General features: G+C 65.0%; 25 protein-coding genes. 12 read left to right on the top strand and 13 right to left on the bottom strand.

The genetic code is table 11. From position 1 onward, the window contains the following. Positions 1–100: 100 nt before the first annotated feature. The 4 genes from ACI0FO_RS01590 to ACI0FO_RS01575 form a co-directional block, all read right to left on the bottom strand. Positions 101–1,705, bottom strand: a complete 1,605-nt coding sequence (locus ACI0FO_RS01590) for a methyl-accepting chemotaxis protein (protein WP_416023627.1) — start codon at positions 1,703–1,705, stop codon at positions 101–103. A gap of 364 nt (positions 1,706–2,069) precedes the next feature. Next, entirely contained in the window at positions 2,070–2,687 is a 618-nt protein-coding gene (locus ACI0FO_RS01585) for a flavin reductase family protein (protein ID WP_416023625.1), read from the bottom strand. Between the two features lie 3 nt (positions 2,688–2,690). Further along, complete coding sequence (locus tag ACI0FO_RS01580; protein WP_416023623.1) at positions 2,691–3,650, bottom strand: carbon-nitrogen hydrolase family protein; 960 nt, start codon at positions 3,648–3,650, stop codon at positions 2,691–2,693. A 16-nt stretch (positions 3,651–3,666) separates the two neighbouring features. After that, positions 3,667–5,319: an MFS transporter gene (locus tag ACI0FO_RS01575; RefSeq protein WP_416023622.1), complete on the bottom strand. Its 1,653-nt coding sequence runs from the start codon at positions 5,317–5,319 to the stop codon at positions 3,667–3,669. Between the two features lie 172 nt (positions 5,320–5,491). Between ACI0FO_RS01575 and ACI0FO_RS01570 the strand changes: the two genes are divergently transcribed. Continuing rightward, complete coding sequence (locus tag ACI0FO_RS01570; protein ID WP_416023620.1) at positions 5,492–6,340, top strand: IclR family transcriptional regulator; 849 nt, start codon at positions 5,492–5,494, stop codon at positions 6,338–6,340. Positions 6,341–6,365: 25 nt separating this feature from the next. Here ACI0FO_RS01570 and ACI0FO_RS01565 read toward each other — a convergent pair whose 3' ends face one another. Both ACI0FO_RS01565 and ACI0FO_RS01560 read right to left on the bottom strand, forming a co-directional pair. Continuing rightward, a complete protein-coding gene (locus tag ACI0FO_RS01565; RefSeq protein ID WP_416023619.1) occupies positions 6,366–7,352 on the bottom strand; it encodes a Bug family tripartite tricarboxylate transporter substrate binding protein in 987 nt (328 codons plus the stop codon). 73 nt (positions 7,353–7,425) lie between these two features. Further along, a complete protein-coding gene (locus ACI0FO_RS01560; RefSeq protein ID WP_416023617.1) occupies positions 7,426–8,553 on the bottom strand; it encodes a mandelate racemase/muconate lactonizing enzyme family protein in 1,128 nt (375 codons plus the stop codon). Positions 8,554–8,715: 162 nt separating this feature from the next. Between ACI0FO_RS01560 and ACI0FO_RS01555 the strand changes: the two genes are divergently transcribed. After that, a complete protein-coding gene (locus tag ACI0FO_RS01555; protein WP_416023615.1) occupies positions 8,716–9,600 on the top strand; it encodes a LysR family transcriptional regulator in 885 nt (294 codons plus the stop codon). A 51-nt stretch (positions 9,601–9,651) separates the two neighbouring features. Here ACI0FO_RS01555 and ACI0FO_RS01550 read toward each other — a convergent pair whose 3' ends face one another. Next, positions 9,652–10,887 (bottom strand): amidohydrolase family protein, encoded by a 1,236-nt coding sequence (locus tag ACI0FO_RS01550; protein ID WP_416023613.1) that lies wholly within the window; start codon positions 10,885–10,887, stop codon positions 9,652–9,654. Between the two features lie 63 nt (positions 10,888–10,950). Further along, positions 10,951–11,148: a hypothetical protein gene (locus ACI0FO_RS01545; RefSeq protein ID WP_332007479.1), complete on the bottom strand. Its 198-nt coding sequence runs from the start codon at positions 11,146–11,148 to the stop codon at positions 10,951–10,953. A 189-nt stretch (positions 11,149–11,337) separates the two neighbouring features. On the opposite strand from ACI0FO_RS01545, the gene ACI0FO_RS01540 reads away from it, so the two are divergent. Continuing rightward, positions 11,338–11,835: an ASCH domain-containing protein gene (locus ACI0FO_RS01540; protein WP_416023612.1), complete on the top strand. Its 498-nt coding sequence runs from the start codon at positions 11,338–11,340 to the stop codon at positions 11,833–11,835. A gap of 289 nt (positions 11,836–12,124) precedes the next feature. After that, a complete protein-coding gene (locus ACI0FO_RS01535; RefSeq protein WP_416023611.1) occupies positions 12,125–12,463 on the top strand; it encodes a virulence factor in 339 nt (112 codons plus the stop codon). A 156-nt stretch (positions 12,464–12,619) separates the two neighbouring features. Here ACI0FO_RS01535 and ACI0FO_RS01530 read toward each other — a convergent pair whose 3' ends face one another. The 5 genes from ACI0FO_RS01530 to ACI0FO_RS01510 all read right to left on the bottom strand — a co-directional run bounded on the left by ACI0FO_RS01530 (position 12,620) and on the right by ACI0FO_RS01510 (position 16,853). Then, complete coding sequence (locus ACI0FO_RS01530; protein WP_416023609.1) at positions 12,620–12,775, bottom strand: hypothetical protein; 156 nt, start codon at positions 12,773–12,775, stop codon at positions 12,620–12,622. Next, positions 12,762–13,010, bottom strand: a complete 249-nt coding sequence (locus ACI0FO_RS01525; protein ID WP_169270565.1) for a hypothetical protein — start codon at positions 13,008–13,010, stop codon at positions 12,762–12,764. Before ACI0FO_RS01525 ends, ACI0FO_RS01530 begins: the two co-directional genes overlap by 14 nt. A 231-nt stretch (positions 13,011–13,241) precedes the next feature. Further along, positions 13,242–14,588, bottom strand: a complete 1,347-nt coding sequence (gene serS / locus ACI0FO_RS01520; RefSeq protein WP_416023607.1) for a serine--tRNA ligase — start codon at positions 14,586–14,588, stop codon at positions 13,242–13,244. 42 nt (positions 14,589–14,630) lie between these two features. Then, on the bottom strand, positions 14,631–15,971 hold the full coding sequence (locus ACI0FO_RS01515) for a replication-associated recombination protein A (protein WP_105555283.1): 1,341 nt from the start codon (positions 15,969–15,971) through the stop codon (positions 14,631–14,633). Between the two features lie 90 nt (positions 15,972–16,061). Further along, entirely contained in the window at positions 16,062–16,853 is a 792-nt protein-coding gene (locus tag ACI0FO_RS01510) for a deaminated glutathione amidase (protein WP_416023606.1), read from the bottom strand. A 175-nt stretch (positions 16,854–17,028) separates the two neighbouring features. On the opposite strand from ACI0FO_RS01510, the gene ACI0FO_RS01505 reads away from it, so the two are divergent. From ACI0FO_RS01505 to ACI0FO_RS01470, 8 genes are all read left to right on the top strand, one after another. After that, positions 17,029–18,297, top strand: coding sequence for an amino acid deaminase (locus tag ACI0FO_RS01505; RefSeq protein ID WP_416023604.1), 1,269 nt, complete (start codon positions 17,029–17,031; stop codon positions 18,295–18,297). Between the two features lie 112 nt (positions 18,298–18,409). Continuing rightward, positions 18,410–19,969, top strand: a complete 1,560-nt coding sequence (locus ACI0FO_RS01500; RefSeq protein WP_416023603.1) for an ABC transporter substrate-binding protein — start codon at positions 18,410–18,412, stop codon at positions 19,967–19,969. Positions 19,970–20,219: 250 nt separating this feature from the next. Further along, entirely contained in the window at positions 20,220–21,161 is a 942-nt protein-coding gene (locus ACI0FO_RS01495; protein WP_105555287.1) for an ABC transporter permease, read from the top strand. A 120-nt stretch (positions 21,162–21,281) separates the two neighbouring features. After that, positions 21,282–22,151: an ABC transporter permease gene (locus ACI0FO_RS01490; RefSeq protein ID WP_416023600.1), complete on the top strand. Its 870-nt coding sequence runs from the start codon at positions 21,282–21,284 to the stop codon at positions 22,149–22,151. Positions 22,152–22,153: 2 nt separating this feature from the next. Continuing rightward, positions 22,154–23,161 carry an ABC transporter ATP-binding protein gene (locus ACI0FO_RS01485; RefSeq protein ID WP_416023598.1) on the top strand — a complete coding sequence of 336 codons (1,008 nt, stop codon included), beginning with the start codon at positions 22,154–22,156 and terminating at the stop codon, positions 23,159–23,161. Next, positions 23,158–24,156 (top strand): ABC transporter ATP-binding protein, encoded by a 999-nt coding sequence (locus tag ACI0FO_RS01480; protein WP_416023596.1) that lies wholly within the window; start codon positions 23,158–23,160, stop codon positions 24,154–24,156. The genes ACI0FO_RS01485 and ACI0FO_RS01480 overlap by 4 nt, the downstream gene beginning before the upstream one ends. A gap of 43 nt (positions 24,157–24,199) precedes the next feature. Continuing rightward, complete coding sequence (locus ACI0FO_RS01475; RefSeq protein WP_416023594.1) at positions 24,200–25,072, top strand: MurR/RpiR family transcriptional regulator; 873 nt, start codon at positions 24,200–24,202, stop codon at positions 25,070–25,072. Between the two features lie 14 nt (positions 25,073–25,086). Beyond that, positions 25,087–26,580 carry an N-acyl-D-amino-acid deacylase family protein gene (locus ACI0FO_RS01470; protein ID WP_416023593.1) on the top strand — a complete coding sequence of 498 codons (1,494 nt, stop codon included), beginning with the start codon at positions 25,087–25,089 and terminating at the stop codon, positions 26,578–26,580.

Here is a 26,580-nt window from a genome sequence, read left to right as displayed (position 1 = left end):
GTAGCGGTAGCGGGTAGCGGTAGCGGGCAGCGGCAGCGGGCACTGATCCCCCAACGCAACGCTGAAGTGGCGCCTGCCAGCAGGCGCCACTTCGACCGCATCAATATGCCGCGATCTGCTTCACGGGCGCGGCCAATCGTGCGTCTTGCGTGCGTGGCCCGACCGTATGCCCCGCCCCCGGCAGCTTGAACGCGCTGACCGCCCGCATCAGGTCGGCGGCCTGATCCTGCATGGAGCCCGCGGCGGCCGCGGCCTCTTCCACCAGCGCGGCGTTCTGCTGCGTAACTTCATCCATTTGCGACACGGCCCGATTGACCTGTTCGATGCCGTCGGCCTGCTCGGCGGACGCCGCGGCGATTTCGCCCATGATGTCCGTCACGCGCTGCACCGAGCTGACGATCTCCTGCATCGTCGAGCCCGCGCGTTCGGCGCTGACCGAGCCCTGGCTGATCTTCTGCACCGTGTCTTCGATCAGCGTCTTGATCTCCTTGGCGGCCTGCGCGCTGCGCTGCGCCAGCGTGCGGACCTCGGCGGCGACGACCGCGAAGCCCTTGCCCTGCTCGCCCGCCCGCGCCGCTTCGACCGCGGCGTTCAGCGCCAGGATGTTGGTCTGGAACGCAATGCCGTCGATAACCGACACGATGTCGGCGATCTTGACGGAGCTGGACGAGATCGCGCTCATCGTGCTGACGACTTCGGACACGGTGGCGCCGCCGCGGGACGCGGTGTCGGACGCTGCGGCGGCAAGTTGGTTCGCCTGGCGCGCGCTGTCGGCGTTCTGCTTCACGGTTGACGACAACTGCTCCATGGAGGCGGCTGTCTCTTCCAGCGACGCGGCCTGCTGCTCGGTGCGGGAAGACAGGTCGGTGTTGCCCGCCGCGATCTCGCCCGAGGCGGACGCCATGCTGTCCACGCCGGTTCGGATGCGGGCGATGGTGCCTGCCAGGTTGGCGTTCATGGATTGCAGCGCCTGCATCAGTTGCCCGATTTCGTCGCGCGATTTCACGGTGACCGTGCTGGTCAAGTCGTTGGCGGCGACCGTGCGCGCCACGCGCACCGCGTCGGACAAGGGACGCGTGATGCCCCGCGTCAGGAGCACGGCCAACAGCAACCCGCTGACGACCGCCAGCGAACCGATCGCAATCATCCAGAAATTCGCGGTGGTGTAGGCGCCCTGGATCTCCGTCGCGCGCGCGTCGATGTCGGCGCGCTGCAGGGTCGACAGCTTGGTGATCTGGTCGATGAACTGGCGCGTGGCCGGCAGGAATTCCTGGGTGAATACCTTGTCGGCCGAGGCCAGGTCGCCTTCCTGCTTGGCTTTGAAGATCGCGTCGCGCGTGCGCAGGTATTCCGCCCGGGATTTCCGGATGCCGTCCCATAACTGCTTTTCTTCGCTGGTTTCGATCAACGGCTCGATCTGCTGCTGCAGCGCCGAAGAATTGCGGCTGGACGCGGCGGCCTCTTCGGTGAAGAAGCCCGCCAGGCTGGCGTCAGCGCTTTTGGCGATGGCAGTAGTACGCGTGACCCCGGTCTGGATGTTGCGGGCCCAGTCGCTGATCAGGCGCTCTTTGATCAGGGATCGCTGGGTGACCGTCTCGACCGATTCGTTGATGTTGCCCAAGCTGACCAACCCCACGATGCACATGACGATGATCAGGGCCAGCAACACGGAAAAGCCGCCCGCAAGGCGGGTTCCAAGCTTCATATTTTTCATACTGCCTCCAGCATCCAGCCAGGCGCTTGAATGCGGGTTTCGGCAGTTGCCGGGCACCGGCCGAAGGCCTCCTCCCCTGCAAGCCAGACGCCCGCAAGCCCCTGGATGATCCGCCCCCAAAATATTGGTGTTCGATGTGTCAAGAAAATGCCGCCGGAGAAGTCGGAATCGAGGATTCTCGCGACGGTCCAACACATGCTAGCAGCCGGAATTTGACCCGCATCGAGCGAACTGGAGACCTTTTTGACAGAAGCTCCCGCGTTTGCGTAACCGTCGCAAAGCAGCCAAGGACGGACAGCTCGGGAGCCGCCGCCGCAAGCCAAAAAAAAGCGGCCTGAGCGGCCGCCTTGGATCGTCAATCCGCGACGGTGGGTCGCGCCAGCTGGAAGAGGTCCGTGCTGCGGGCGTACCATCCGCTGCCGTGCATACGGGCAACCAAGCCCATCTCGGCCGTCTTCACGTAGCCACGCTCGGCATCCTGCACAAAGGCGTCGTCCACATGCGCGCCCAGCACCCGGCCGATGACCACGACTTGATGCGGTCCGGTCACGATCGTTGCCTGGCTAACGCATTCCAGCGACACCGGACTGCCCTGGATCAGGGGCGGCCGCACATGCGCGGCCGGCAAGGCCGTCAGCCCGGCCTTGGCCAACTCATCCACGCCGGGCGGATAATCGGCGCAGGTCTGGTTCATCTGCTGCATCATCGACTCCGGCACCAGGTTCACCACGAACTCGCCGTTTTCGATGATGTTGGCGCTGGTGTCCTTAAGTTCGCCATTGGCGCGGCGCATCAGGCCGATGGCGACCGTAGGCGGCTGGTGCCCCATGACGTTGAAGAAGCTGAACGGCGCCGCGTTCACGCTGCCGTCGGCCGATATCGTGGTGACCCACGCGATCGGGCGAGGCGTGACGGTCGAGGTCAGCAACTTATAGACCGTCTGCGAGGGCAAGGCGCTGAAATCAAAGTGCATGACTCAGGGCTCCTGGTGGCCGATCGCGCCCTGGGCGGATACCGCCCGCTTTTCGCGGGTGTCGACGTGCAACTGGAACACGTCCGGCCGCGCGTAATGGCCGGACACGTCGAAGTCGTACTTGCCGCGCAGGATCTGATTGGGGTTGATGTCGGCGTACAGAATCGTCTCTGCGGAAAAGTCGGGGCCGGCCAGCACTTCGCCCAAGGGGTCGATGATGGCGCTGCCGCCGCGCATCAGCACGGTGTCCGGGCTGTCGCCCAGCGCGCATTCGAAGTCTTCCGGGTAGGCGTCGCGGCGCAGGTGCTGGCAGGCCGTCAGCACATAGCAGCGGCCTTCCAGCGCGATATGGCGCATGCTGGGGATCCAGCTGTCGCGGTCATCCGCGGTGGGCGCGCAATACAGCGCGACGCCCTGGCTGTACATGTACATGCGCAGCATGGGCATGTAGTTTTCCCAGCAGATGACGGCGCCGATCTTGCCGTAGGGGGTGTCGAAGACAGGCATCGTCGAGCCATCGCCAAAGCCCCAGATCAGCCGCTCGCCCGCGGTCGGCATCAGTTTGCGGTGCTTGCCGGCAAGCCCTTCCTGCCCATTGAAATACAGGACGGTGCAGTACAGCGTGCCGCCGTCGGCCTCGATGCAGCCCATCACGACGAAACTGTCGGTGTCGGCGGCGGCCTGGGCCACGACCGCCACTTCTTCGCCGTCCAGCCGGATGGCTTGCCGGTGATAGGTGGCAAAGGCGTCGCGGCCTTCGGCCTTGCGCATGCCGATGGGCGCGCCGAAGGAATTGCCCTTGGGGTAGCCACCCAGGAAGGCTTCAGGGAACACCAACACCCGGGCGCCCTGCTCCGCCGCCTGGCGAATCAGGGAGGCCGCTTTGTGGGCGCAAGCCAGGCTGTCGGTCGGGATGGATGCCGCCTGGATGACGGCAGCCTTGAAGCTCGATTGCACGGACATGTTTCTCCTCGCTCTTTTAATGGTTGGGATCTTCGTCGATGGCCTGGGCGCGGGTGTTCGGCAGGAACAGGCTGCCGATCACGCCCACCACGACCATCACGGTCACCGGATACATCAGGCCGCCAAAGATATTGCCGCTGGCCTGCGCCAGATACGTCGCGGTGAACGGCACGATCCCGCCGAAGATGCCGGCGCCGATGTGGTACGGGAAGGATAGCGCGGTATAGCGGATGCGGGCCGGGAACAGTTCGACCAGATAGGACGCGACCGGTCCGTAGACCATCGCGACGACGGCCGTCATCAGCACCAGGATCAGGATGATGGTGGCGCGGTCGACGCGAGCGGGGTCGGCGCGGTCCGGGTAGCCGGCGGCCGTCAGCGCGCGGGCATAGCCGGCGCGGTCGAAGCCGTTGACGGTGACGCCGCCCACGCTCATGGCGATGTCCTGGCCAAGCAGCGGGGCCGCGTATTCGAAGTTGATGCCCTTACCGACCAGGAATTTCTTGGCCTGCACGCATACTTTCTTATGGTCGGCATGGCTGCCGATCATCGCGGCCTGCAAGCCGAAGTCGCAGGCGCCGCCGCTCGTGTCGGCGTGCACGCGAACCGGCGTGCTCTGCATGGCTTGGGCCAGGGCCGGGTTGCCGGCCTTCAGCAGCACATCGAACATGGAGTGGTAGCCGATGGCGGCAATGAACAGGCCCGCCATCATGATCCACTTGCGGCCGATCCGATCGGACAGCCAGCCGAACAACACGAAGGTCGGGGCGCCGATGATGAAGCCGATCAGGATCAGCGTGTAGACGCTGGTCTGGTCGATCTGCACCGCCTGCTGCAGGAAGATCATCACGTAGAACTGCCCCGTGAAGTAGGTTGCGCCCTGGCCGGCGGTCACGCCGATCAGCGCCAGCAGCACCAGCCGCAGGCTGGACCATTGGCCGAACGTTTCCTTGATCGGGTTCTTCGACAGGCGGTTTTGCTGCTTCATGCGCGTGAAGACGGGCGATTCATGCAGCTTGGCACGCACATAGATCGAAATGGCCAGCATCACGATCGACAGGATGAACGGCAGGCGCCAGCCCCATTGCCGGAAATCCTCGGCGCTCATGGCCGCCTGCGTGCACAAAATGACGACCAGCGACAGGATCAGGCCGGCCGACGAGGTGATCTGGATCCAGCCGGTCAAGAGGCCGCGGCGCTTGGGCTCGCAATGCTCGGCCACGTAGATCACGGCGCCGCCGTATTCGCCACCCACGGCCAAGCCCTGGATGACGCGCAGCGTCAGCAGCAGAATCCACGACAGGTGGCCCGCCGATTCGTAGGTGGGCAGGCAGCCTATCAGCACGGTGGCGCCGCCCATCATCACGACGGTGATCAAGAAGGTGTACTTGCGGCCCCACTTGTCGCCCAGATAGCCGAACATCACCGCGCCCAGCGGACGGATGATGAAGCCCACCGCCAGCGCGCCCAGTGCGGCAAGCAGCGCCACCGTGGGGTTGTCCTGCGGAAACAGCACCTGGCTCATGAAGACGGCCAAGGTCCCGTAGATGAAAAAGTCATACCACTCGAACAACGTTCCCAGCGTCGAGGCCACCACCACCTGGCGTTCCTCTTTCCTGCTGAGCGCCGGCCCGGCGTCTATCCGCTGCATTGCGACGTTAGCTTCCATGCTTGCATTCCCCGGTCGTTTTTAATTGATACTGCTGTATTCATTAACTATTATCAAACTTGAACCGCAGTGCAACATAGCTGGGGGAAACCCGGAAAACCCGTCCCCGCCATCGGCCGGAACGCCGCGCGGCCGCTGCTACACTGCCGCCAAAGACACCGTGGAGACAGTGATGGCAAGGCCCGCCGGCAAAGTTGAAAAGAACGCGGAACAGGCGCCGATCGCGGCGCGCCGAGGCATCCAGTCGATCGAAGTGGGGTTCCGGATCCTGGACGTAATCCGCAAGACCGGCCGCCCGATGCCCTTGAAGGAAATCGCCGACGCCTGTGAACTGACCGTGCCGAACGTGCACTATTACTTGGTCAGTTTCCAGAAAGTGGGCGTGGTGCAGCAGCATGCGGACACCGGCCACTATGGTCTCGGGCCCTATGCCTTGCGGCTGGGCCTGGCGGCCCTGGAGCAGTTCGACGTGTTCACCACGGCGCGGCCCATCATGGCCGAGGTGGCGGCCGTCACCGGGCACACCGTGTTCCTGGGGGTATGGGGCAACAAGGGCCCCACGATCGTCTACCGGGTGGAAGGCAGCCGCAGCCGCCCGTTGCTGGAGCTACGCGTGGGCAGCGTGATGCCCTTGCTGTCGTCCGCCCTGGGCCGCAACTTCCTGGCTCATCTGCCGGATGCCCTGACCCGAGACCTGCTAGAGCAAGAGTTGGCCTCGGCGGTGCCGGAAAGCCATGGCGGCGCGCCAGGCAATTCCTATACGGCCAAAGACGTGCAAACGATCCGCGACGAGGTCCGGAAGCATCACATCAGCCGTTGCCGCCACGCGTTGCTGCCCCACTTCACGTCCCTGTCGGCGCCCATCTTCGACATGCTGGGCGAAATGACCGCCGCCATCACCCTGATGGGGCCGGTGGGCGCCATCGATGATGAACTGGAATCCGGCACTGCGCGTCTGCTGCGCGAGAAAGCGCGTTCGATCTCGGCAATGGCGGGCTGGGTGGACCCGGACGCGCGCTAAGCCGCGTCGCGAGCGGTGCGCCGCTTCAGCTTTCGACGACGATCTTCGCGTCTTTGATCGTCTTCGCGTATTTCTGTTGTTCCCGCGTCATGAAATCGGCAAAGCGCTGCACGCTGCCGCCGCCGTCTTCCGCGCCCACCTGCGCCAGTTTTTCCTGCACCTCTGGCATGGCCAGTACGCGGTCGATGTCGCGGTTCATGCGCTGGACCATGGCGTCGGGCATCTTTCCCGGCCCCACCATGCCGAACCAGATACTGGCTTCGAACCCCGGGTAGCCCTGCTCGGCCACCGTCGGCACGTCCGGCTGGCTCTTGGAACGCTGCTGCAAGGTCTGCGCCAGCGCAATCACCTTGCCCGACTGCAGCAACGGCGTCGCGGTCGTCATGCCTTCAAAGCAATACTGCACATGGCCGCCCATCAGGTCGTTCATCAGCGGCGCGGATCCCTTGTAGGGCACATGCAGCACATCGATGCCGGCGCGCGCCTTGAATATCTCCAACGCCAGGTGCTGGGCAGACCCCGCGCCGGCCGAGCCGAACACAATCTTGCCCGGCTGCGCGCGGCACAGTTTGACCAGATCGGGCAGTGTCTTGGCGGGCTGCGACGCGCCGCCAATCAGGATGGTGGGCGTTTTACCCACCAGTGCAATGGGCGAAAAATCGCGGTCCACGGAATAAGCCAGTTTCGGCTGCAGCCCGGGCGCGATGCCGTGGCTATTCACGTGGGCCATCAACAGCGTGTTGCCATCGTTGGGTTGCCGCGCCACCTGCTCGGCGGCGATGATGCCGGCCGCGCCCGCGCGGTTTTCCACGATGACGGGGATGTTCCACAACACGCCCAGCTTCTGCCCCAACAAGCGGGCCAGCACATCGGTGCCGCCGCCCGCCGGAAAGCCCACCACGATCTTCACGGGGCCGGACGGCAAATCCGGCTGTTGCGCCCGGGCCGCGGCGGGCAGGACTAGGCCCACCCCCAGCGCCGCGGCGCCGGTCATGAATTGCCTGCGTTGCATTCTTGTCTCCTCGCGCCGGTCCCGTAGGCCGGCGGCTGGTTTTAGCAAAGCACTGCCTGCTTGCGGTGCGGCCTTAACGGCCGACCCGGACCCACTTCCCGAACCGTTCTACCATGCGCTCGTCGAACCCGAAGCCCAGGCCGGGCTCCTGGTGCAACACCACGCGCCCTTGCTTGTGCGTCAACTGACGATCAACCAGTTTGCGGAAGTTCAGTACCTGGTCGTCCCAGAAGAATTCGACGTAGCGCGCGTTGGGCGTAGCCGCGACCAGCGGCGCATGCACGTCGTGGAACCAGTGCGGGCAGACGACCACGCCATAGCTGGCGGCGGTGGCCGCGATGCGCTTCCATTCGGTGATGCCGCCGCACACGGCCGCGTCCGTCTGCAGAATGCCGGCCGCACCCTTGTCCAGCAATTCCTTGTGGTACCAGCGGCCATAGCCGATTTCGGCGGTCGCGATCGGTAAATGTGTCAGACGCGCCAGCTTGGCATGGCTATCGGTGTCGTCCGGGCTGAACGGTTCTTCGATGAAATAGGGTTCGTACTGCTCAAAGCGGCGGATGTACTGCATGGCCTGGGTCACGTCCTGCCAGGCGTTATTGCAGTCCATCATCAGTTCGACGTCCGGGCCCACGGCCTCGCGCGCCGCCTTCAGCCGCGCTTCTTCCTCGCGCGGCGACAGGCGGCCGGTCTTCATCTTCACGGCGCGAAAGCCCTTATCCACATAGCTGGCCATTTCTTCGCCCAGATGCTGTGGCGTCTTCCCGTCCAGGTAGTAGCCGCCGCTGGCGTAAGCAGGCACCGTTTCGAGTTCGACCGCGCCCAGGAACTTGTGCAGCGGCAGGCCGGCGGTCTTGGCGTTCAAATCCCACAACGCGATGTCCAGCGCGCTCAATGCGCGCATCACGGTGCCCTGGCGGCCTTGCAGCAGCGCCTCCTGGTACATGGACTGCCACAGGCCTTCAACGGCATGCGAATCCTTGCCCAGCAGCACGGGACCCAGCAGGCTTTGCACCGCCGCCTCGAAGATGGCGCCGCCGGCGCTGCCCACATAGCAAAAGCCGATGCCTTCCACGCCATCGGTGGAACGCACCTTGACCAGCCCATAGTGCCGCGTCGAGACGCTGCGGTTCGAGAACGAGGTGACTTTGTCCAACGGCACCGCGGCGGCGCATACGTCGATGGATTCAATAATGGGCACGGCAGGCTCCTTGATAACGGGAAATTCCGACAGACGGCGCCAACGCGGTCTTGCGCGGGCTGAATGCTCTGGACGTATTCTTCCCTTCGCCAAAGAAAACAACAATTATCGTCACGCATCTTTAGAATATGGATATTCCATCTTCCCAAGAGACTTGCCGCCGTGGATTCGCGCTTCCTGCAAACCTATGTGCATGTGGTGGAACTGGGCTCTATCGCTCAGGCCGCGCGGCACCAGGGCCTGACGCCCGCCACGGTGCAGCAGCGGCTGCGGGCGCTGGAAGCCGACGTGGGCAGCGCGCTGATTGCCCGTTCCGGACGCACCGTCAAACCCACGCCGGCCGGCCTTCGCATCCTGGACCGCGCGCGCCAGATCCTGCGCGACGTGCGGGACCTGCGCTCGGCCGCCAGCGACACCGAACTGCCCGCCGGCCCCTTGCGGCTGGGCGCCACGCCCACCGCGCTGACCGGCATCATGCCGCCCGTGCTGCGGACCTGGGTCGCCCGCCACCCGCATATCGAAATCTATATCGAACCCGCCCCCACCACCCTGCTGTATGGCAAGGTGCTGTCGGGCGAACTGGACGGCGCGCTGCTGGTGCATCCGCTGTTTACGCTGCCCAAGACCTGCGCGTGGCGCGATCTTCGGCACGAACCCCTGGTGCTGGTCACCCCTGCCGACATGAAGGTGCGCGACCCGCTGGCGGTGATCGCGCGGGAACCTTACATCTGCTACGACCGCAGCGTGGTCGGGGGAAAGATGGCGGACGACTATCTGCGCACGCGCAACTTGCGGCCGCACGTGCGTTTCGAGCTTGATGGAATCGATTCCATCGCCAAGCTGGTTTCCGAGGGATTGGGCGTGGCGTTGCTACCTGACTGGGCCGCCGCCGGCACGCCGCCGGCGCGAGTCAAACGCTGGCCGTTGCCCGCGCCGTGCCCGGTGCGCACGGTGGGCGCGATCTGGCTGCGCGCCGGCGTGCGGTCGGAATTGATGCGGGCATTCGTGGAACTCACCGAGTCGGAGCTGGGCCTGTCCCAGCCCTAGCACCCTGGCACCCTGGCGCCTCAAACGCTCAGCACTCAGGCGCTCAAATGTTCAGGCGATGGCATCCTGGCCGTCGCGCGCCACGATCGTGCCGCCCGCCACGACCAGGCGGCGCGGCTTGCGGGTCACCACGGCTTCGGCCACGCAGCTGGCGTCCACCAGAACCAGGTCGGCGCGCGCGCCCGGCGTCAGGCCGTAATCGGCGAACCCACAGGCGCGGGCAGCGGCGCCTGAGACGCAATCGAACGCCCATTCGACCTCGTCGTCGCGCCGCAGGTCGTTGCGCAGGCCGATCATCATGGCGCGCGCCAGCATGTCGGGGCTGCCATACGGCGTCCAGGTATCGCGGATACCATCATTGCCCCCAAAGATCGTCACGCCGGCCTCGCGACAGGCACGCACGGCCGGCACGGGCCGGGATGGCGGCGCGGTGGTCAGCACGGCCGTGTCCGACGTGGCCAGGCGCCGGAGCAAGCCGTCCAGCCGCTTGGCATCGACCCCGCCCAGACAGAAAGCGTGGCTGATGACCACTTTGCCTTGCATGCCCAACGCGGCCACCCGGTCCAGGATCAGGTCCAGGGTGAACGCGCCCAACTCGCCGGGTTCGTGCAGATGGATGTCCACGGGCTTGCCATGCTTGTCCGCCAGACCGAACAACACATCGAGCGATTTCGCGGGATCTCGGTCAATGGCGGAAGGGTCCAACCCGCCCAGCACATCGGCGCCTCGCGCCAACGCCTGATCCAGCAATTCGGCGGTGCCCGGCCGAACCAGCAAGCCCGACTGCGGGAAAGCCACGGTTTGAATTTCAACGCGGCCGGCCAGTTCCTCGCGGGTGGCGTGCACACCGTCCAGATGGCGCAAGCCGGCGTCGGTGTCTACGTCGACGTGGCTGCGGATGCGGGTGGTGCCTTCACGCAGGAAGGCCAGCGCCAGCGCGCGCGCGTGGCTACCCGCGTCGTGGCCGGTGCTGGCCCGCCAGGCGCGCTCGTTGTCGATGCGGTCCGTCAGCGCGGATCCCACCTCGTTTACGTACCAGGGCGATTCCCAGTTCGTCTTGTCCAGGTGGGTATGCCCTTCGATCAAGCCGGGCAGCAACAACGCGCCGCCGCAGTCTTCCACCAGGGTATCGGCCGCGGCATCGGCCGCCGCGGCATCGGCCGCCGCGACATCGGCCGCCGCGACATCGATGCCCGGGCCGATCCGGACAATGCGGCCGGCGCGCACCAGCACGTCCACCGCAGCTTCGCGCAAGACGCGGACATTCTTCAATAGCAGGTTGGTCATGGCATGTTCCGCACAAGCGCAAGCAGCCGGCCAGGACGGCCGGCTACGACACCCCCTCGGGCATCAGACTTGCGGGGGTTCGATCCAGAAGAAGCGTTCGCCCTGGCGAACCATATCGGCCACGCCTTCCGCGCCAATACGGTAGTCGGTGCCCATGAGGGAAGCGCCGCCGTCTTCGTGGATGTGGATGACGGCCAGCGGATCGTTCGCCATGGTGTACCAGTAGTAGCCAGGCTTGAGGTCATGCAGGTCTGTATTCATGCCTTGAGTATACAAATAACGACGGCGGTACAAAAAGACAACACTCATACAAACCGTGCCTGACATCGCGAAGACGACAGGTCATACTTCCCCGCACCTAGATAAAAATAGCTGGTGCACGAGTCACACATCGATTGGACGCATTGCCAAAAACGGTCAGGGGTTAATCGATAGGAGAATAGCGAGCGCATGAAAAGGCAGCCACTTCAATTCAGCGAACCGCTTAAACAGGCCGTGTTGAACGGCTCCAAAGTGCAGAGCCGCCGCATTTTGAAGCCACAGCCCACTAAACCCACCACTGTCTGGTATGCCGATGCCGAAGACTCCGGTCGGTGGGTGGCCATGGGTCCCAACCGCGATAATCCTGCCGAGCTGCGCAAGACGTCCACCTGGGTGCGTTGTCCCTATGGGAAATCCGGCGAGAGCATCATATTGACCGATGAAGCCGGTCAGCCGTTCGCCAACGCAGTGATCGTGGGCGTGCGCATACAGCGTTTGCAAAACCTGACCGAAGCCGACGCGCGCGCCGAGGGCACGCAAGCACTGTATGAATCGTCGGCGTTACTGCCGGGCGTGCCGCTTCAAACAGCGTTCGCGCTAACGTGGTGCGAACGCTACGGTTCGCATGCCTGGGCCGCGAATCCGTGGGTCTGGGTCGTGGAATTCCGCCGCCAACAGGCTGAATAAGCGCGGCGCGCCTCCGCAGCCCCCCGGGGACCATGCCGGCTTGGTGACTGCGTGTAACGGCCGATCCACGCTTCACCGCATTCCACATGATTTCAATCGATTTCAAGTGCGTGTTTACCAGAGCGGACGCACCACGCCGCAGTGCAGCACCCCGCTGGATCCAAACCCGGTAGCGGTTGCGGATTGTCGCTATTGAGGGCGTCCCGCTTACGAAAAGCGAGCCGGAAAGCCCGAAAATAGGGCCGTCGAATACTCAACTTTGCTGTGTCATGCAGCAGGCAGGTGCAACATGAAAAAATGGCTTATCGCAAGTGCCGGTGCCGCAGGTCTGCTGATCTCCAGCGTCGCTCTGGCCCGTGTGGATGTGGGCATTTCCATCGGTATCCCGGGTGTGGTCTATCCGGCGCCGGTGTATGTCGCGCCCGCGCCGGTCTATGTGGCGCCGCCACCGCCCGTCTACTACCGCCCGGCCCCCGTCTATGTGGCCCCGCCGGTGGTCTACCCCGCTCCGGTCTATTACCGCGGCGGCCCCTACTGGCGCGGCGGCCCGCCGCAACGTTACTACGGCGGCAACGGCCATTACCGTGGACACGGACATGGGCACGATCGCGGCGATTGGCGCCGTTGATAAATACAAAGGCCACTCAAATGAGTGGCCTTTTTATCGCCCGGCTGCCTCAACGTTCCAGGCACGCCCTTGAGCGAGCAAACACCCGAAGCCTGTGCGGCCTGGGCCATGATGCCGTTCCGTCAGGGCATTGTCCGGTGCCCCGCTGGAACGCTGTCAGGCTGCGGGAGCCTGTACCGGTTTGCCGACCAGGGCGGCCGGCTTCTGCAATGCCGCGTTGGCCTTGTTGGCCTCTTGCGACGATTCCTGAACAAGATCGATCCATCTGCGGGGCGCGCTCGACGCCCGCCACCAGCCATTATGCGGACGCATGAGCAAACTCCGGTTCACCGTTGAAACGCACGCCATTGATTTCTTGGAACAGTTGGCGGCTTTCCTGTTCTGCTTCGTGCAAGTCCGAGAACGGCGCCTGTCCCGGCACCGTCCAACATTTTTCCGGTGCGGTACCGCCGACTCGGCGTGTCCATATCTGCACGCGGTAGCCCTGCTCTTCTTCATGAGCGACAGAGCATCTCACACGAAAATCTCCAATCATTCTTGAAGTCATGGACAACTCCTTGTTTTATATGTGAATGAAGCGTGTAGAACGCGGGTGTATTGTGCCGCAACTATCCGGCCCTTATATTAAAAATACACAATTGCTCACATCAAAATCAAGCACACACGCGAGTGAGCATAATCAGAAAAAGCGACAGGAATATGTCGCATGATAAAAAAAAACGGAGCCCGGAGGCTCCGTCTTTTTATCCTCCAAATGGAGGATGCGCGCGATAAAGCGTCAGGGTTTCAGTACCGTCACGCCGCCCATATAGGGCTGCAGGGCTTCCGGAACATGCACGCTGCCGTCGGCTTGCTGATGGTTTTCCAGCACGGCCACCAATGCGCGGCCGACCGCCAGGCCGGAACCATTCAAGGTATGCACGAATTCCGGTTTGCCTTGGGCATTGCGGAAACGCGCTTGCATGCGGCGGGCCTGGAATGTTTCGCAGTTGGACACCGACGAAATCTCGCGCCAGGTGTTTTGCGCCGGCAACCAGACTTCCAGGTCGTAGGTCTTGGCGGAGCCAAAGCCCATGTCGCCCGTGCACAACAGCATCACGCGATACGGCAGGCCCAGCAATTGCAGCACGCGCTCGGCGTGGCCGACCATGTCTTCCAGTGCCTCGTAAGACTGGTCCGGTTGCGTGATCTGCACCATTTCGACCTTGTCGAACTGGTGCTGACGGATCATGCCGCGGGTATCGCGGCCGCCGCTGCCCGCTTCGGAACGGAAGCAAGGCGTGTGGGCGGTAAGCTTGAGCGGCAGGTCGGCGGCAGACTGGATGGTGTCGCGCGCCACGCTGGTCAGCGTGATTTCCGACGTGGAGATCAGGTACTGGTCTTCACGCACGTACGGGTTGCCCGCCGCGTCTACCTTGGGATCGTCATCGCCGCCGCCCTTGGAGACGGCAAACATGTCGTCCTTGAATTTCGGCAACTGCCCGGTTCCGTACAGCGTCGAGGCGTTGACGATATAAGGCGTGTAGCACTCGGTATAGCCGTGCGTGCCCGTTTGCAGGTCCAGCATGAACTGGGACAGCGCGCGGTGCAGGCGGGCGATCGGGCCGCGCATGAACGAAAAGCGCGCGCCCGACAGCTTGGCCGCCATGTCGAAATCCAGGCCCAGCGGTTCGCCAATGGCGACGTGGTCGCGCGCGTCGAACGCCAGGGCCGGCGGGTTGCCATCGGCGCCAGCGGCGCCCGGCAGCCAGCGGCGGACCTCGACGTTGTCGTCGGCGGATTCGCCCAGCGGCACGCTGGGATGCGGCAGGTTCGGCACCGACATCAGCAGATCATTGAGCGGTGCCTGCAAGGCGGCCAGCTCTTCTTCCAGCTGCTTCAGGCGGACCGGCACGGCCTGGGATTCGGCCATGACGGCGCTGGCGTCTTCGCCCTTCGCCTTCAACTGACCGATCTGCTTGGCCAGCGCGTTGCGGCGGGCTTGCAGGGACTCGGTTTCGGTCTGGACGGCCTTGCGGCGAGACTCCAGATCGTTGAACCGTTCCGTGTCGAAGGACACGCCACGGCTCTTGAGGCGGTCTACGACGGTTTGCAGGTCTTTACGCAGCAGTATCGGGTCTAGCATGGTGATGTCAGTGAGGTTGCGGAAAGCGACGGGCGTGGCCCATCACCGGTTCTTGGCGCGTTCCTGCGCGTCCAGCTCGCGCAGAAATGCCAACTTTTGCTGGATTTTAGCCTCCAGGCCGCGATCAGTCGGCCGATAGAAGGAAGGCTTCAGTCCATCAGGGAAATATTGTTCGCCCGCAGCGTAGCCATGCGGCTCGTCGTGGGCATAACGGTAGGCCTTGCCGTGGCCCAGTTGCTTCATCAGCTTGGTGGGCGCATTGCGCAGATGGATGGGCACCGGCGCGCTGCCGTGCTCGGCCGCGAACTGGCGTGCTTGATTGTAGGCGTTGTAGACGGCGTTGGATTTGGCCGCGCAAGCCATGTAGACCACGGCTTGCGCCAGCGCCAGTTCGCCCTCGGGCGACCCCAGGCGTTCGTAGATGTCGGCGCCGTTGACCGCCAGGTCGGTGGCGCGCGGATCGGCCAGACCGATGTCTTCGACGGCCATGCGCACCAGCCGGCGCGACAGGTATTTGGGATCGGCGCCGCCGTCGATCATGCGGCAGAACCAGTAGAGCGCGGCGTCGGGGTTGGACCCGCGCACCGATTTATGCAGCGCGCTGATCTGGTCGTAGAAGGCGTCGCCGCCTTTGTCGAAGCGCCGCAGGTTCTGCGACAGCGAGATCTCCAGCCAGGCGGCATCCACCGAGTCGCGGCCCGCCGACTGCGCCGATTCGGCCACGACTTCCACCGCGCTGATAAGACGACGGGCGTCGCCGTCGGCCCAGGCCGCCAGCTGTTCGCGCGCGTCGGCCTCCACACGGATGGCCTCGCCCTCTTCCAGCCCATCGTTCAACGCGGCGACCGCACGGTCAACTAGCTGCTGCAGCTCTTCGGGCGAAAGCGATTGCAGCACGTACACCCGCGCCCGCGACAGCAAAGCCGAATTGACCTCGAACGAGGGGTTCTCGGTGGTGGCGCCGATAAAAGTGAACAGCCCGCTTTCCACGTAGGGCAAAAAGGCATCCTGCTGCGCCTTGTTGAAGCGGTGCACCTCGTCGACGAAAAGGATGGTGCGGCGGCCCTGGCCTTGCGCCACCTGCGCCACCGTGACGGCCTCGCGGATGTCCTTGACGCCGCCCAGCACGGCCGAAATGGCGATGAACTGCGCGTCGAAACCGTCGGCCATCAGGCGCGCCAGCGTGGTCTTGCCCACGCCCGGCGGCCCCCAGAAGATCATGGAATGCGGACGGCCGGATTCGAAAGCGACGCGCAGGGGCTTGTCGGGGCCCAGCAGGTGCGATTGCCCGACGACGTCGGACAGCGTGCGCGGGCGCAGGCGCTCGGCCAGGGGCACGTAAGGCCGATGGGCGGGATCGGCCGCGAAGAGATCGTTGCTCATTGGCAGCAGATGAGGGAAGACAGCAAGAAGTTCAAGTGGGTATTACACCATGACCGCCGCCGCGGGCCCGGCCCCGCGGCCCGCGGCCGTTCAGGACAATTCCGGCGGCGCGAAGCGGCGGTTGGCCAGCACCGGCAGCACGCGGCGGGCATGCGCCAGGCGCTCGGGGTCGATGTCCGCGAACACCAGCGCCGGCGCCTCGCCCGCGCGCGCCGTCACGACGCCCAACGGATCCACCACCATGCTGCAACCGATATTGCGTTCGCCGCATTCGCCAGTGGCCGCCACATAGCAGGTGTTCTCCAGCGCACGTGCCGTGACGAGGACTTCCCAGTGCATTTCCTTCAGCGGGCCGCGCACCCAGGCGGCCGGCAGCACCAGCAGGTCCGCGCCGTCCAGCGCCAGGCGGCGCGCCATTTCGGGAAAGCGCACGTCGTAGCAGGTCATCAGGCCCACGCGCAGGCCGGCAATTTCCAGCAAGGGCGGGATGTCAGTGCCGGGGGTGACGTTGGTGGACTCCTTCATGTTGAAGGCGTCGTACAGGTGAAGCTTGCGGTACTGCGACACGATTTCGCCGTCGCGTAGCGTGACCAGCGTGTTCCAGACCCGGCCTTCGCCCGTGGGAACGTGCACGCACATCATGGTCGACAGGGACGAGCCGCGGCTGGCCGCAAGCAGACGGGTCATGAACGGACCATCGAGCGGTTGCGCGGCCTTCAGCACGATTTGCGGATCGGTGATGTCGCGGGCCAGGACGCCTTCGGGCAGCACCAGCAGATCGGCTTCGCCCGCGCGGGCGCGCTCCATCAGGTCGACACAGACTTGGGCGTTCTCTTCCCAGACGCGGCTGACGGCGAACTGGCCCAAAGCGACTTTCAGCATGGCTTTTCCTTATGCGAGTGGGTTTTTTCCGGCTTTTCCCGGGATTTCCTATTGTCGCGCCAACTGGCCCGGCGTGCCGACTACGGGTAACTCCTAGCTCCCGCTTGTAAATTTCTTTCACGATAATGAAAAAAACCGAATTTGACGTAAATATTTTCCATAACCGACGCCCGCCATGACGAACTCCTCCTCCCCCGCAGCCCTGTTGGACGTGAACGGCAAAGGCCTGGGCGCGTTTCCCGAGTCCTGTACCACCGCCGACGTGGCGGCCCTGAACTGGAACCTGCTGGACGAAGACGTCAGCCTGCCGGTGGCGGTGCTGTACGAGGCCCGCGTCCGCCACAACCTGCAGTGGATGCAGCAGTTCATGGAGGCCTACCACGTCAAGCTGGCACCCCACGGCAAGACCACGATGAGCCCCGCCCTGTTCAAGCGCCAGATCGACAACGGCGCCTGGGGCATCACGCTGGCGACGGCGCCGCAGGTGCTGGCCGCATACCAGCACGGCATCCGCCGCGTGCTGATGGCCAACCAGTTGGTGGGCCGCGCCAACATGGCCATCATCGCCCGCCTGCTGCAAGATCCCGCCTTTACCTATTTCTGCATTGTGGATTCCGCCACCAATGCTGCCCAGCTGGGCCAGTTCTTCGGCGAGCAGGGCCTGACCCTGCCGGTGCTGATCGAACTGGGTCCCACGGGCGGGCGCACGGGCGTGCGCGACGATGCGCAGCTGCAGGCCGTGGTCGAGGAAATCGGCCGCTGGCCCGGCCTGGCGCTGGCCGGCATCGAAGTTTATGAAGGCGTGCTGCAAGAAGAAGGCGCCATCCGCGCCTTCCTGCGCCGCGCCACCGACACCCTGCGCGCCCTGGCCACCGCCGGCCGCCTGCGCAAGAACGGCTCTGCGGTCATTTCCGGCGCGGGCTCGGCCTGGTTCGACGTGGTGGCTGAAGAGTTTTCGCAGTTGGACATCGGCGCCCCGCTGGAAGTGGTGCTGCGCCCCGGCTGCTATCTGTCGCACGACGTGGGCGTCTATCGTTCGGCGGCAGAACGCATCAACGCGCACAACCCCGTGGCACGGAAGATGGAACCGGGCCTGCTGCCCGCCTTGCAGGTCTGGGCTTACGTGCAATCGCTGCCCGAACCCGGCCGCGCCATCATCGCAATGGGCAAGCGCGACGCGGCTTTCGACGCCGGCCTGCCCACGCCCGCCTTGCGATTCCGCCCCGGCCAGAACGCGCCCGCCGATGCGCCCGGGACGTGGAAGCTGACCGCCATGATGGACCAGCACGCCTTTATGCAGATCGGCGAAGGCGACGACATCCAGGTGGGCGACATGATCGCTTTCGATATTTCCCACCCCTGCCTGACGTTCGACAAGTGGCGTCAGGTGCTGCTGGTGGACGAGCAGTACCGCGTCACCGACGTGGCCGAAACCTTCTTCTGAACGCCCCCGCCCGCCGCACCGCGCCACACCCGAGGGGGCGGTAAGACCCGGGATTCAGGCGCTTGACCGATACCACGCGACAACCTGTTTTTGACCCTCTGGAGAGAGAATCATGAACTTCCGACCCTCCCGGCGAGGCGGTAGGCTGACCAGCCTGCTCGCGGCCGGCGCAATTGGCTTGACCGCTTTGTCGTCCCCCGCCCTCTGTGCCGCGCCCGTCAAGGGAGGCACGATATCCGTCGCCACCATCGGTGAGCCGCCGACGCTGGATCCGATGACCAGCACCGCCGATCTGGTGGGCATCCTGACGCAGCATTTCTTTGAAACGCTCTACACCTTCGACGCCAAGTGGAACCTGACTCCGCTGCTGGCCGACAAGATGCCGGACGTTACCCCCGACGGCCTGGTCTACACCATCCCGCTGCGCCAGGGCATCACGTTCCACGATGGTTCCAAAATGGACTCGTCGGACGTGCTGGCGTCGCTTAAGCGCTGGACCGAGACCGCCACGCGCGGCAAGGGCGCCGCCAAGGTGATCAGCAGCATCGAAGCGCCCGACGCCAACACCATCCGCATCACGCTCAAGCAGCCCTATGCGCCGCTGACCGCGCTGCTGGCCATGAACAACGCCGCGGCCGTCATCATGCCCAAAGGCAAGATCGCGCCGGTGCTGACCGAAATCGTCGGCACGGGCCCCTACCAATTGAAGGCCCGCGTGCCGGACCAGTACATCCAGCTGGTGCGCTTCGAAGGCTACAAGCAGCGCGAAGGCGAGCCCGACGGCTATGGCGGCGCGCGCAAGCAGTACCTGGACGAAATCCGCTTCGTGCCGGTCAGCAACGCCAACACCCGCTCGGAAGCCGCTGCCGCCGGCCAGTTCGACTATGTCGACTCGCTGCCGGTGGAAGCGCTGGACAAGCTCAAGGGCGGCCGTTCAGACCCGGTGATGCTGAAGCCTTTCGGCTGGCCGCGCCTGGTGCTCAATACCAAGCAAGGCATCATGTCCAACCTGGCCGTGCGCCAGGCGGTGCAGTTGGCGCTGAACGAAGAAGACATGCTGTTTGCCGCCTTCGGCAATAAGGACTTCTACAAGCTGAATGGCGACCTGTATCCGGAAGGCTACCCGTGGGCCACGTCGCTGGGCGGCAAGGTCTACAACAAGGCCGACTCCGCCGCCGCCAAGAAGCTCTTGGACGGCGCCAACGTGGCCGACAAGAAGATCCGCATCCTGACCAGCCAGCAGTACGAGTTCCATTACAAGATGGCGCTGGTGGCGGCGGAATACCTGAAGGCCGCCGGCTTCACGGTGGACATGCAGGTGGTGGATTGGGCCACCTTGACGCAACGCCGCCAAGACCCTGCCGTGTGGGACATCTTCATTACGCACAGCGTTTTCCTGCCGGAACCCGCGTTGATCGACTTCCCCTCCAAGGATGCGCCGGGCTGGTGGGACACGCCGCGCCGCGCGCAGGTGATGGATGCCTTCAACCAGGCGCGCACGCAGGAAGAGCGCATCAAGCGCTGGGCCGACGTGCAGCAGGCCGTGTATGACGAGATTCCCTTCGTCAAGGTCGGCGACTTCAATGCCCAGGCTGCGCGTTCCCCGTCGCTGCAAGGCACCAAGCCCGCTCCGTGGCCGTTCTTCTGGAACGCCTGGAAGGCGCCCAAGTAACAGCACGCGGTACGTAGGATGGGTGAAGCGCGAGGGTTTCAAAGCAAGAACATTGCCGTCCAGCGCGCGCAACCCATCAAGCGGCGGTTGCGTTGTGGCTGAAGTTGCGAAGCAATCACCGCCGCTTGATGGGTTGCGCGCGCTGGGCAGTCGAGTTCTTCATTAAAAACTCTCGCGCTCCACCCATCCTACGGCTCATCCGCCAACGAACCGTCTCCCTGCACCGAACGACGTTTTTTAGGACATCATCGTGTTGCGTTATCTTTTAAACCGGCTGGTCGGGCTGGTGGCCGTGATGTTCATCGTCGCGACCATCGTGTTCGTCATCATCCGCGTCACGCCCGGCGATCCGGCGGCCGTGATGCTGGGCCCGCAGGCCAGCCAGCAAGACATCGCCGCGCTGCGCACGCAGTTGGGGCTGGACCAGCCGATGGCGATGCAGTACCTGTCGTGGCTGGGCAAGCTGGCGCAGGGAGACCTGGGCCAATCCATCTTCATGAACAAGCCGGTGCTGTCGGCCCTGGCGGACCGCGCCGAGCCCACGATCCTGCTGACGCTGATGTCGCTGTTGATCGCCAGCGCGATCGCGCTGCCCGTGGGGATCCTCTCCGCGGTCAAGCGCGGCACCACGCTGGACCAGTCGGTGCTGTCGTTTTCGATGTTCACCTCCAGCGTGCCCAGCTTCTGGCTGGGCCTGCTGCTGATGCAGATCTTCTCGGTGAAGCTGGGCTGGCTGCCGGTATCCGGTTATGGCGGCCCCGACGCATCGCTGGCCACGCGCCTGTCGCACCTGATCCTGCCCGCCGTGGTGCTGGGCCTGGTGAACTCCGCGCTGATCACCCGTTTCATCCGCGCCAGCATGCTGGACGTGTTGCGCGACGACTACGTGCGCACCGCGCGGGCCAAAGGCCTGCCGGAAAGCAAAGTCATCTTGAAGCACGCGGTGCGCAACGCGCTGATCCCCATCCTGACGGTGCTGGGCTTGACGACCGCCCTGCTGATCAGCGGCGCCGTCGTAACCGAGACCGTGTTCGGCCTGCCCGGTGTCGGCAGCCTGGTGGTGTCGGCGGTATTGCGCCGCGACTATCCCGTCATCCAGGGCGCGTTGCTGGTCATCGCGGCCATCTACGTCCTGATCAATCTACTCATCGACCTGCTGTACCTGGTGGTCGATCCTCGGGTCCGTTACTAATGATGCGCCCCACCCCCGAAGCGCCAGCGGCGCTTCCCCCTCAAGGGGGCGCCGCCTGCGGCCTGGCAAAGCCGGCTCCGCGCGGCCCCGATCCGATGCACCGCAAGTGGAGCAACTGAAATGACAACCGGATCTACTGTGAATTCCGGAACCGACCGCTGGCAGGTACTGCGCCTGCTGGTGTCCCGCAAGACGGTTCTTGTCAGCCTGATCGTGATCGTCGTGCTGGTGGCCGCCGCGCTGCTGGCGCCATGGGTCAGCCCCTACGACCCATTCAAGCTGTCCATCATGAACCGGCTGAAGGCGCCGGGCGCCGCGCACTGGTTCGGCACCGACGACTTCGGGCGCGACGTGTTCAGCCGCGTCATCCACGGCGGCCGGCTGTCACTGATGGTGGGCTTTTCCGTCGTGATCGTGTCCAGCGTGCTGGGCATCGCGCTGGGGCTGGTTGCTGGCTTCTTCCGGTCGGCCGACAAATTCGTGTCGCGCCTGATCGACGCCATGATGGCGTTCCCCGACATTCTGCTGGCGATCTCGCTGGTGGCCGCGCTGGGGCCGTCGCTGATCAACGTGGTGATCGCGCTGGGCATCGTATACACGCCGCGCCTGGCCCGCATCGTGCGCGCCTCGACGCTGGTGATCCGCGAGCTGCCCTTCGTGGAAGCCGCCCGCGCGCTGGGCGTACCCACCTGGCGCATCGTCACCGTGCACGTGCTGCGCAACCTGGTGTCGCCCATTCTGGTGCAAGGCACGTTCATTTTCGCCTACGCGATCTTGGCGGAAGCCGGGCTGTCGTTCCTGGGCGTGGGCGTGTCGCCAGACATCCCCACCTGGGGCACCATGATCAACGCCGGCCAGCAGTACATGGGCTCGGCCGACTGGATCATGATCTTTCCCGGCATTGCCATCGTGCTGTCCGTGTTGTCGCTGCAATTGGTGGGCGACGGACTGCGCGACGTACTCGATCCGCGTCTGCGCAAGGAGCTGTAATCATGACGGCAAGCACCCGAGACGTCGTGCTATCCGTGGAAGGGCTGAAGACCTGGTTCCACAGCCGCGACGGCATCGCCAAATCCGTGGACGGCGTCACCTTCGACCTGGCCCGCGGCGAAACGCTGGCCATCGTGGGTGAATCCGGCTCCGGAAAATCCGTGACCAGCCTGTCCATCATGGGCCTGTTGCCCAAGCCGGCCGGCCGCATTGAAGATGGCAAGATCCTGTACCGCGACCGCCAAGGCGCGCAGCACGATCTGGCCCGCGCCACGCCCGCCACCCTGCAGAAGATCCGCGGCGCCGAAATCGCCATGATTTTCCAGGAGCCGATGACCAGCCTGAATCCGCTGTACACGGTGGGCGACCAGATCGCCGAAGCCGTGCTGCAGCACGAAGGCGGGTCCTATGCCGCGGCGATCCGGCGCGCCCGCGAAATGCTGGAACGCGTGGAAATTCCCGCCGCCGACCGCCGCGTCAACGAATACCCGCACCAGATGTCCGGCGGCATGCGCCAACGCGTGATGATCGCGCTGGCGCTGGCCTGCAATCCGGCAGTGCTGATCGCGGACGAACCCACCACCGCGCTGGACGTGACCGTGCAGGCGCAGATCCTGGACCTGCTGCGCCGGCTGCAGGCAGAGATGAACATGAGCATCCTGTTCATCACGCACAACCTGGGCGTGGTGGCGGAAATCGCGCATCGCGTGGCTGTCATGTACGCCGGGCGCGTGGTGGAAGATGCGGGCGTCTACGACCTGTTCGAAAAACCCACGCACCCGTACACCCGCGGCCTGTTGTCCTGCCTGCCCACGGCCGCCCTGCTGGCCTCGGGCGAACGCCTGCGCGCCATCCCGGGCAACGTACCCAGCGTGCTGTCGCTGCCGGCTGGCTGTACATTCGCGCCGCGCTGCGAACTGGCCGCCGACGACTGCCGCGCCGCCGTGCCCGAACTGATCGCCGTGCGGCCTGAACATCACGCGCGCTGCATCAAGGTGAACCCGATATGACGAGCCCCCAAGTGACCGTGCGCGCCGAAGATCCGCTGGTCCGCATCGAAGACCTGAAAGTCCACTTTCCGACCTCGCAAGCACGTAACGCGCCCGTGGTGCGGGCCGTGGACGGTGTCAGCTTCGATGTGCCGAAGAACACCATCGTGGGCCTGGTTGGGGAATCGGGATCGGGCAAAACCACTACCGGCCGCGCGTTGCTGCGGCTGTTCGCGCCCACGGCGGGCCGCATCCTGTTCGACGGCCACGACATCACCAAACTGAACGAAAAACAGATGCTGCCGTGGCGCCGCCGCATGCAGATTGTGTTCCAGGACCCTTACGCCAGCCTCAATCCCCGCATGACCGTGGCCGAGATCCTGGGCGAAGCGCTGGACACGCATCGGCTGGCGCAGCACCGCCGTTCGGCCCGTATCGGCGAACTGCTGGAGCGCGTGGGCCTGAACGCCGATCACAGCCGCCGCTATCCGCACGAGTTCTCGGGCGGCCAGCGCCAACGCATCGGCATCGCCCGCGCATTGGCGGTCGAGCCCGATTTCATCGTGGCGGACGAACCCGTTTCCGCCCTGGACGTGTCGGTGCAGGCGCAGGTGCTGAACCTGCTGCAAGACCTGCAGCGCGACCTGGGCCTGACCATGCTGTTCGTGGCCCACGACCTGGCGGTGGTGGACTACCTTTGCGACGAAGTCGTCGTGATGTATCTGGGCCGCGTCATGGAACGCGGGCCGACCAGCGAGGTCTACGCCCGGCCGCGTCACCCCTATACCCGCGCGCTGCTATCCGCCGCGCCAGTACCGGACCCGCGCGCCCCGCGTTCGCGTATTCTGCTTAAAGGCGATATTCCCAGCCCGGTCAATCCGCCGTCCGGCTGCGTGTTCCGCACACGCTGCCCGCACGCCATCGATACCTGCGCGACGATCGACGCGCAAGCCGTCAGCGTGGGCCCGGGCCACTTCGTGGCCTGTTCGCGCATCGGCGCCCCCGAGCTGGCCTAAAGGCTAACCTTAGCCCCGTCCAGACCTGATCCAGGAACCCCACATGAACATCATCCGCGACATCGTCTTCCAGATACGCAGTCGGCGGGACGCATTGAGCGTGACTGAACGCAAGGTCGCGGACGCCATCCTGGACGACATCATGTGGGGCGCGAGCGCCACGGTCGACCAGCTGGCGACGAAAGCCGGCGTCAGCATCGCCACGATCTCGCGCTTTGCGCGCACGGTGGGCTGCGAAGACACCCGCGACCTGAAGATGAAGCTGGCGCAGGCCAGCACGGTGGGCAGCCGCTTCCTGGACCCCAGCGCGCCCGCCGAGGAAAGCACGTTCTACGCCCGCATCTACGCCGACATCGAAAGCACGCTGCGCGCGCACTTGCCCACCTTCACGGAACAGTTGTTCGAACAGGCATCGGCCATCGTCGACGGCGCGCGGATGATCTACGTGTTCGGCATGGGCGGCGCGTCCGCCGTGCTGGCGCAGGAAGTGCAGTCGCGCCTGGTGCGCCTGGGCTACCCCATCGCCGTCTACAGCGATGCCGTGCTGCTGCGCATGGTGGCCGCCACACTGGACGAGCGCGATGCCGTGCTGATCCTGTCGGCCTCCGGCCTTACCCCCGAAATCGTCGGCGCTGCCCGCATCGTCAAGCAATACCGCGCGCGCATCGTCGCCATCACGGACGCCACGTCAGAACTGGCCCAATTGGCCGACGTGGTGCTGCCGATTCGCACGGACGAAACCGATTTCATCTACAAACCCTCGGCATCGCGCTACGCGATGATGCTGGCCATCGACCTGTTGTCGACCGAACTGGCCATGCTGAATCAAGAGGAAAACCGCGAACGCCTGCGCCGGATCAAGCTGGCGCTGGACGAGCACCGCGGCGGCCCGAACCGTCTGCCGCTGGGCGATTGAACCTGGAACCCAAGATGTACGACACCCTCATTGGCAACGTCCGTGTCCTGGACGGCACCGGCGGCGCCGAATACCGCGCCAGCGTGGCCCTGGCCGATGGCCGCATTGCCGCCATTGGCGCGCTGCCCGGCGCGCGGGCCCGCCACATTGTGGACGGCACGGACCTGGCGCTGGCCCCCGGCTTCATCGACGTGCATACGCATGACGACACCAACGTTATCCGCACGCCCGGCATGCTGCCCAAGCTGTCCCAGGGCGTGACGACCGTGGTGGTGGGCAATTGCGGCATCAGCGCATCGCCAGTGTCGCTGCGGGCCGACCCGCCCGACCCCATGAACCTGCTGGGCGGCCGCGAAGACTTCAACTATCCCACCTTCGCCGACTACACCCGCGCCATCGAAGCCGCGCGGCCAGCGGTCAACGTCGCCGCGCTGGTCGGCCACACCGCCTTGCGCAGCAACCACATGGACCGCCTGGACCGCGCCGCCACGCGCGCCGAAGTGCTGGCCATGCGCGACCAGTTGCGCGATGCGCTGGCGCATGGCGCGATCGGACTGAGCACGGGCCTGGCCTACGCATCCGCCATCGAGGCCGACACGGCCGAAGTCAAATTGCTGGCCGAAGCGCTGGATGAATTCGGCGCGCTGTACACGACGCACCTGCGTTCGGAGTTCGCGGCCATCCTGGAAGCCATGCAGGAAGCGTTCGACATCGCCCTGCACGCCCGCGTGCCGGTGGTGGTGTCGCACCTGAAATGCGCGGGCGCCGGCAACTGGGGCCGCACGAAGGAAGTGCTGTTCAGCCTTGAGAACGCGGGTCGCCTGCAGCATGTGGGCTGCGATTGCTATCCGTATTCGGCCAGCTCGTCCACGCTGGATTTGAAGCAGGTCACCGACGAATTCGACATCGACATCACCTGGTCCGTGCCCCACCCTGAGCAGGCGCGCCGCAAGCTGGCGGCCATCGCCGCCGACTGGGGCGTGACGCTGCTTGCGGCCGCGCGCCGCCTGCAACCGGCCGGCGCCGTGTATCACAACATGCACGAGGACGACGTGCGCCGCGTGCTGTCGCACCCGCTGACGATGGTGGGTTCGGACGGCCTGCCCAACGACCCGATGCCGCACCCGCGACTGTGGGGTGCGTTCCCACGCGTGCTGGGCCACTACAGCCGCGATGTGGGGCTGTTCCCGTTGATTCAGGCGGTACACAAGATGACCGGCCTGTCCGCCGCCCGTTTCGGCCTGGCCGACCGCGGTCTGGTGCGCGAGGGCTATCACGCCGATCTGGTGCTGTTCAATCCGGACACCGTCATCGACCGCGCCACCTTCGCCGCGCCGGTGCAGACCGCGGCCGGCATCGAAGCCGTCTGGGTGAACGGCGCCTTGTCTTACCACCAGGGGCAGCCTACTGGCGACCGCGCCGGACGCTGGCTGCCGCGCAACGGCGACCTGCGCGCGAGCTTCGCGGCGGCGTCTTCCCTTTCTCCGGCATCACCCCCATCCCAATAA

Source organism: Achromobacter marplatensis (assembly GCF_049060505.1).
Lineage (GTDB): Bacteria > Pseudomonadota > Gammaproteobacteria > Burkholderiales > Burkholderiaceae_B > Achromobacter > Achromobacter marplatensis_A.
The sequence above is the reverse complement of the archived record's forward strand: the minus strand, read 5'-3'. Positions and strand labels throughout refer to the sequence as shown.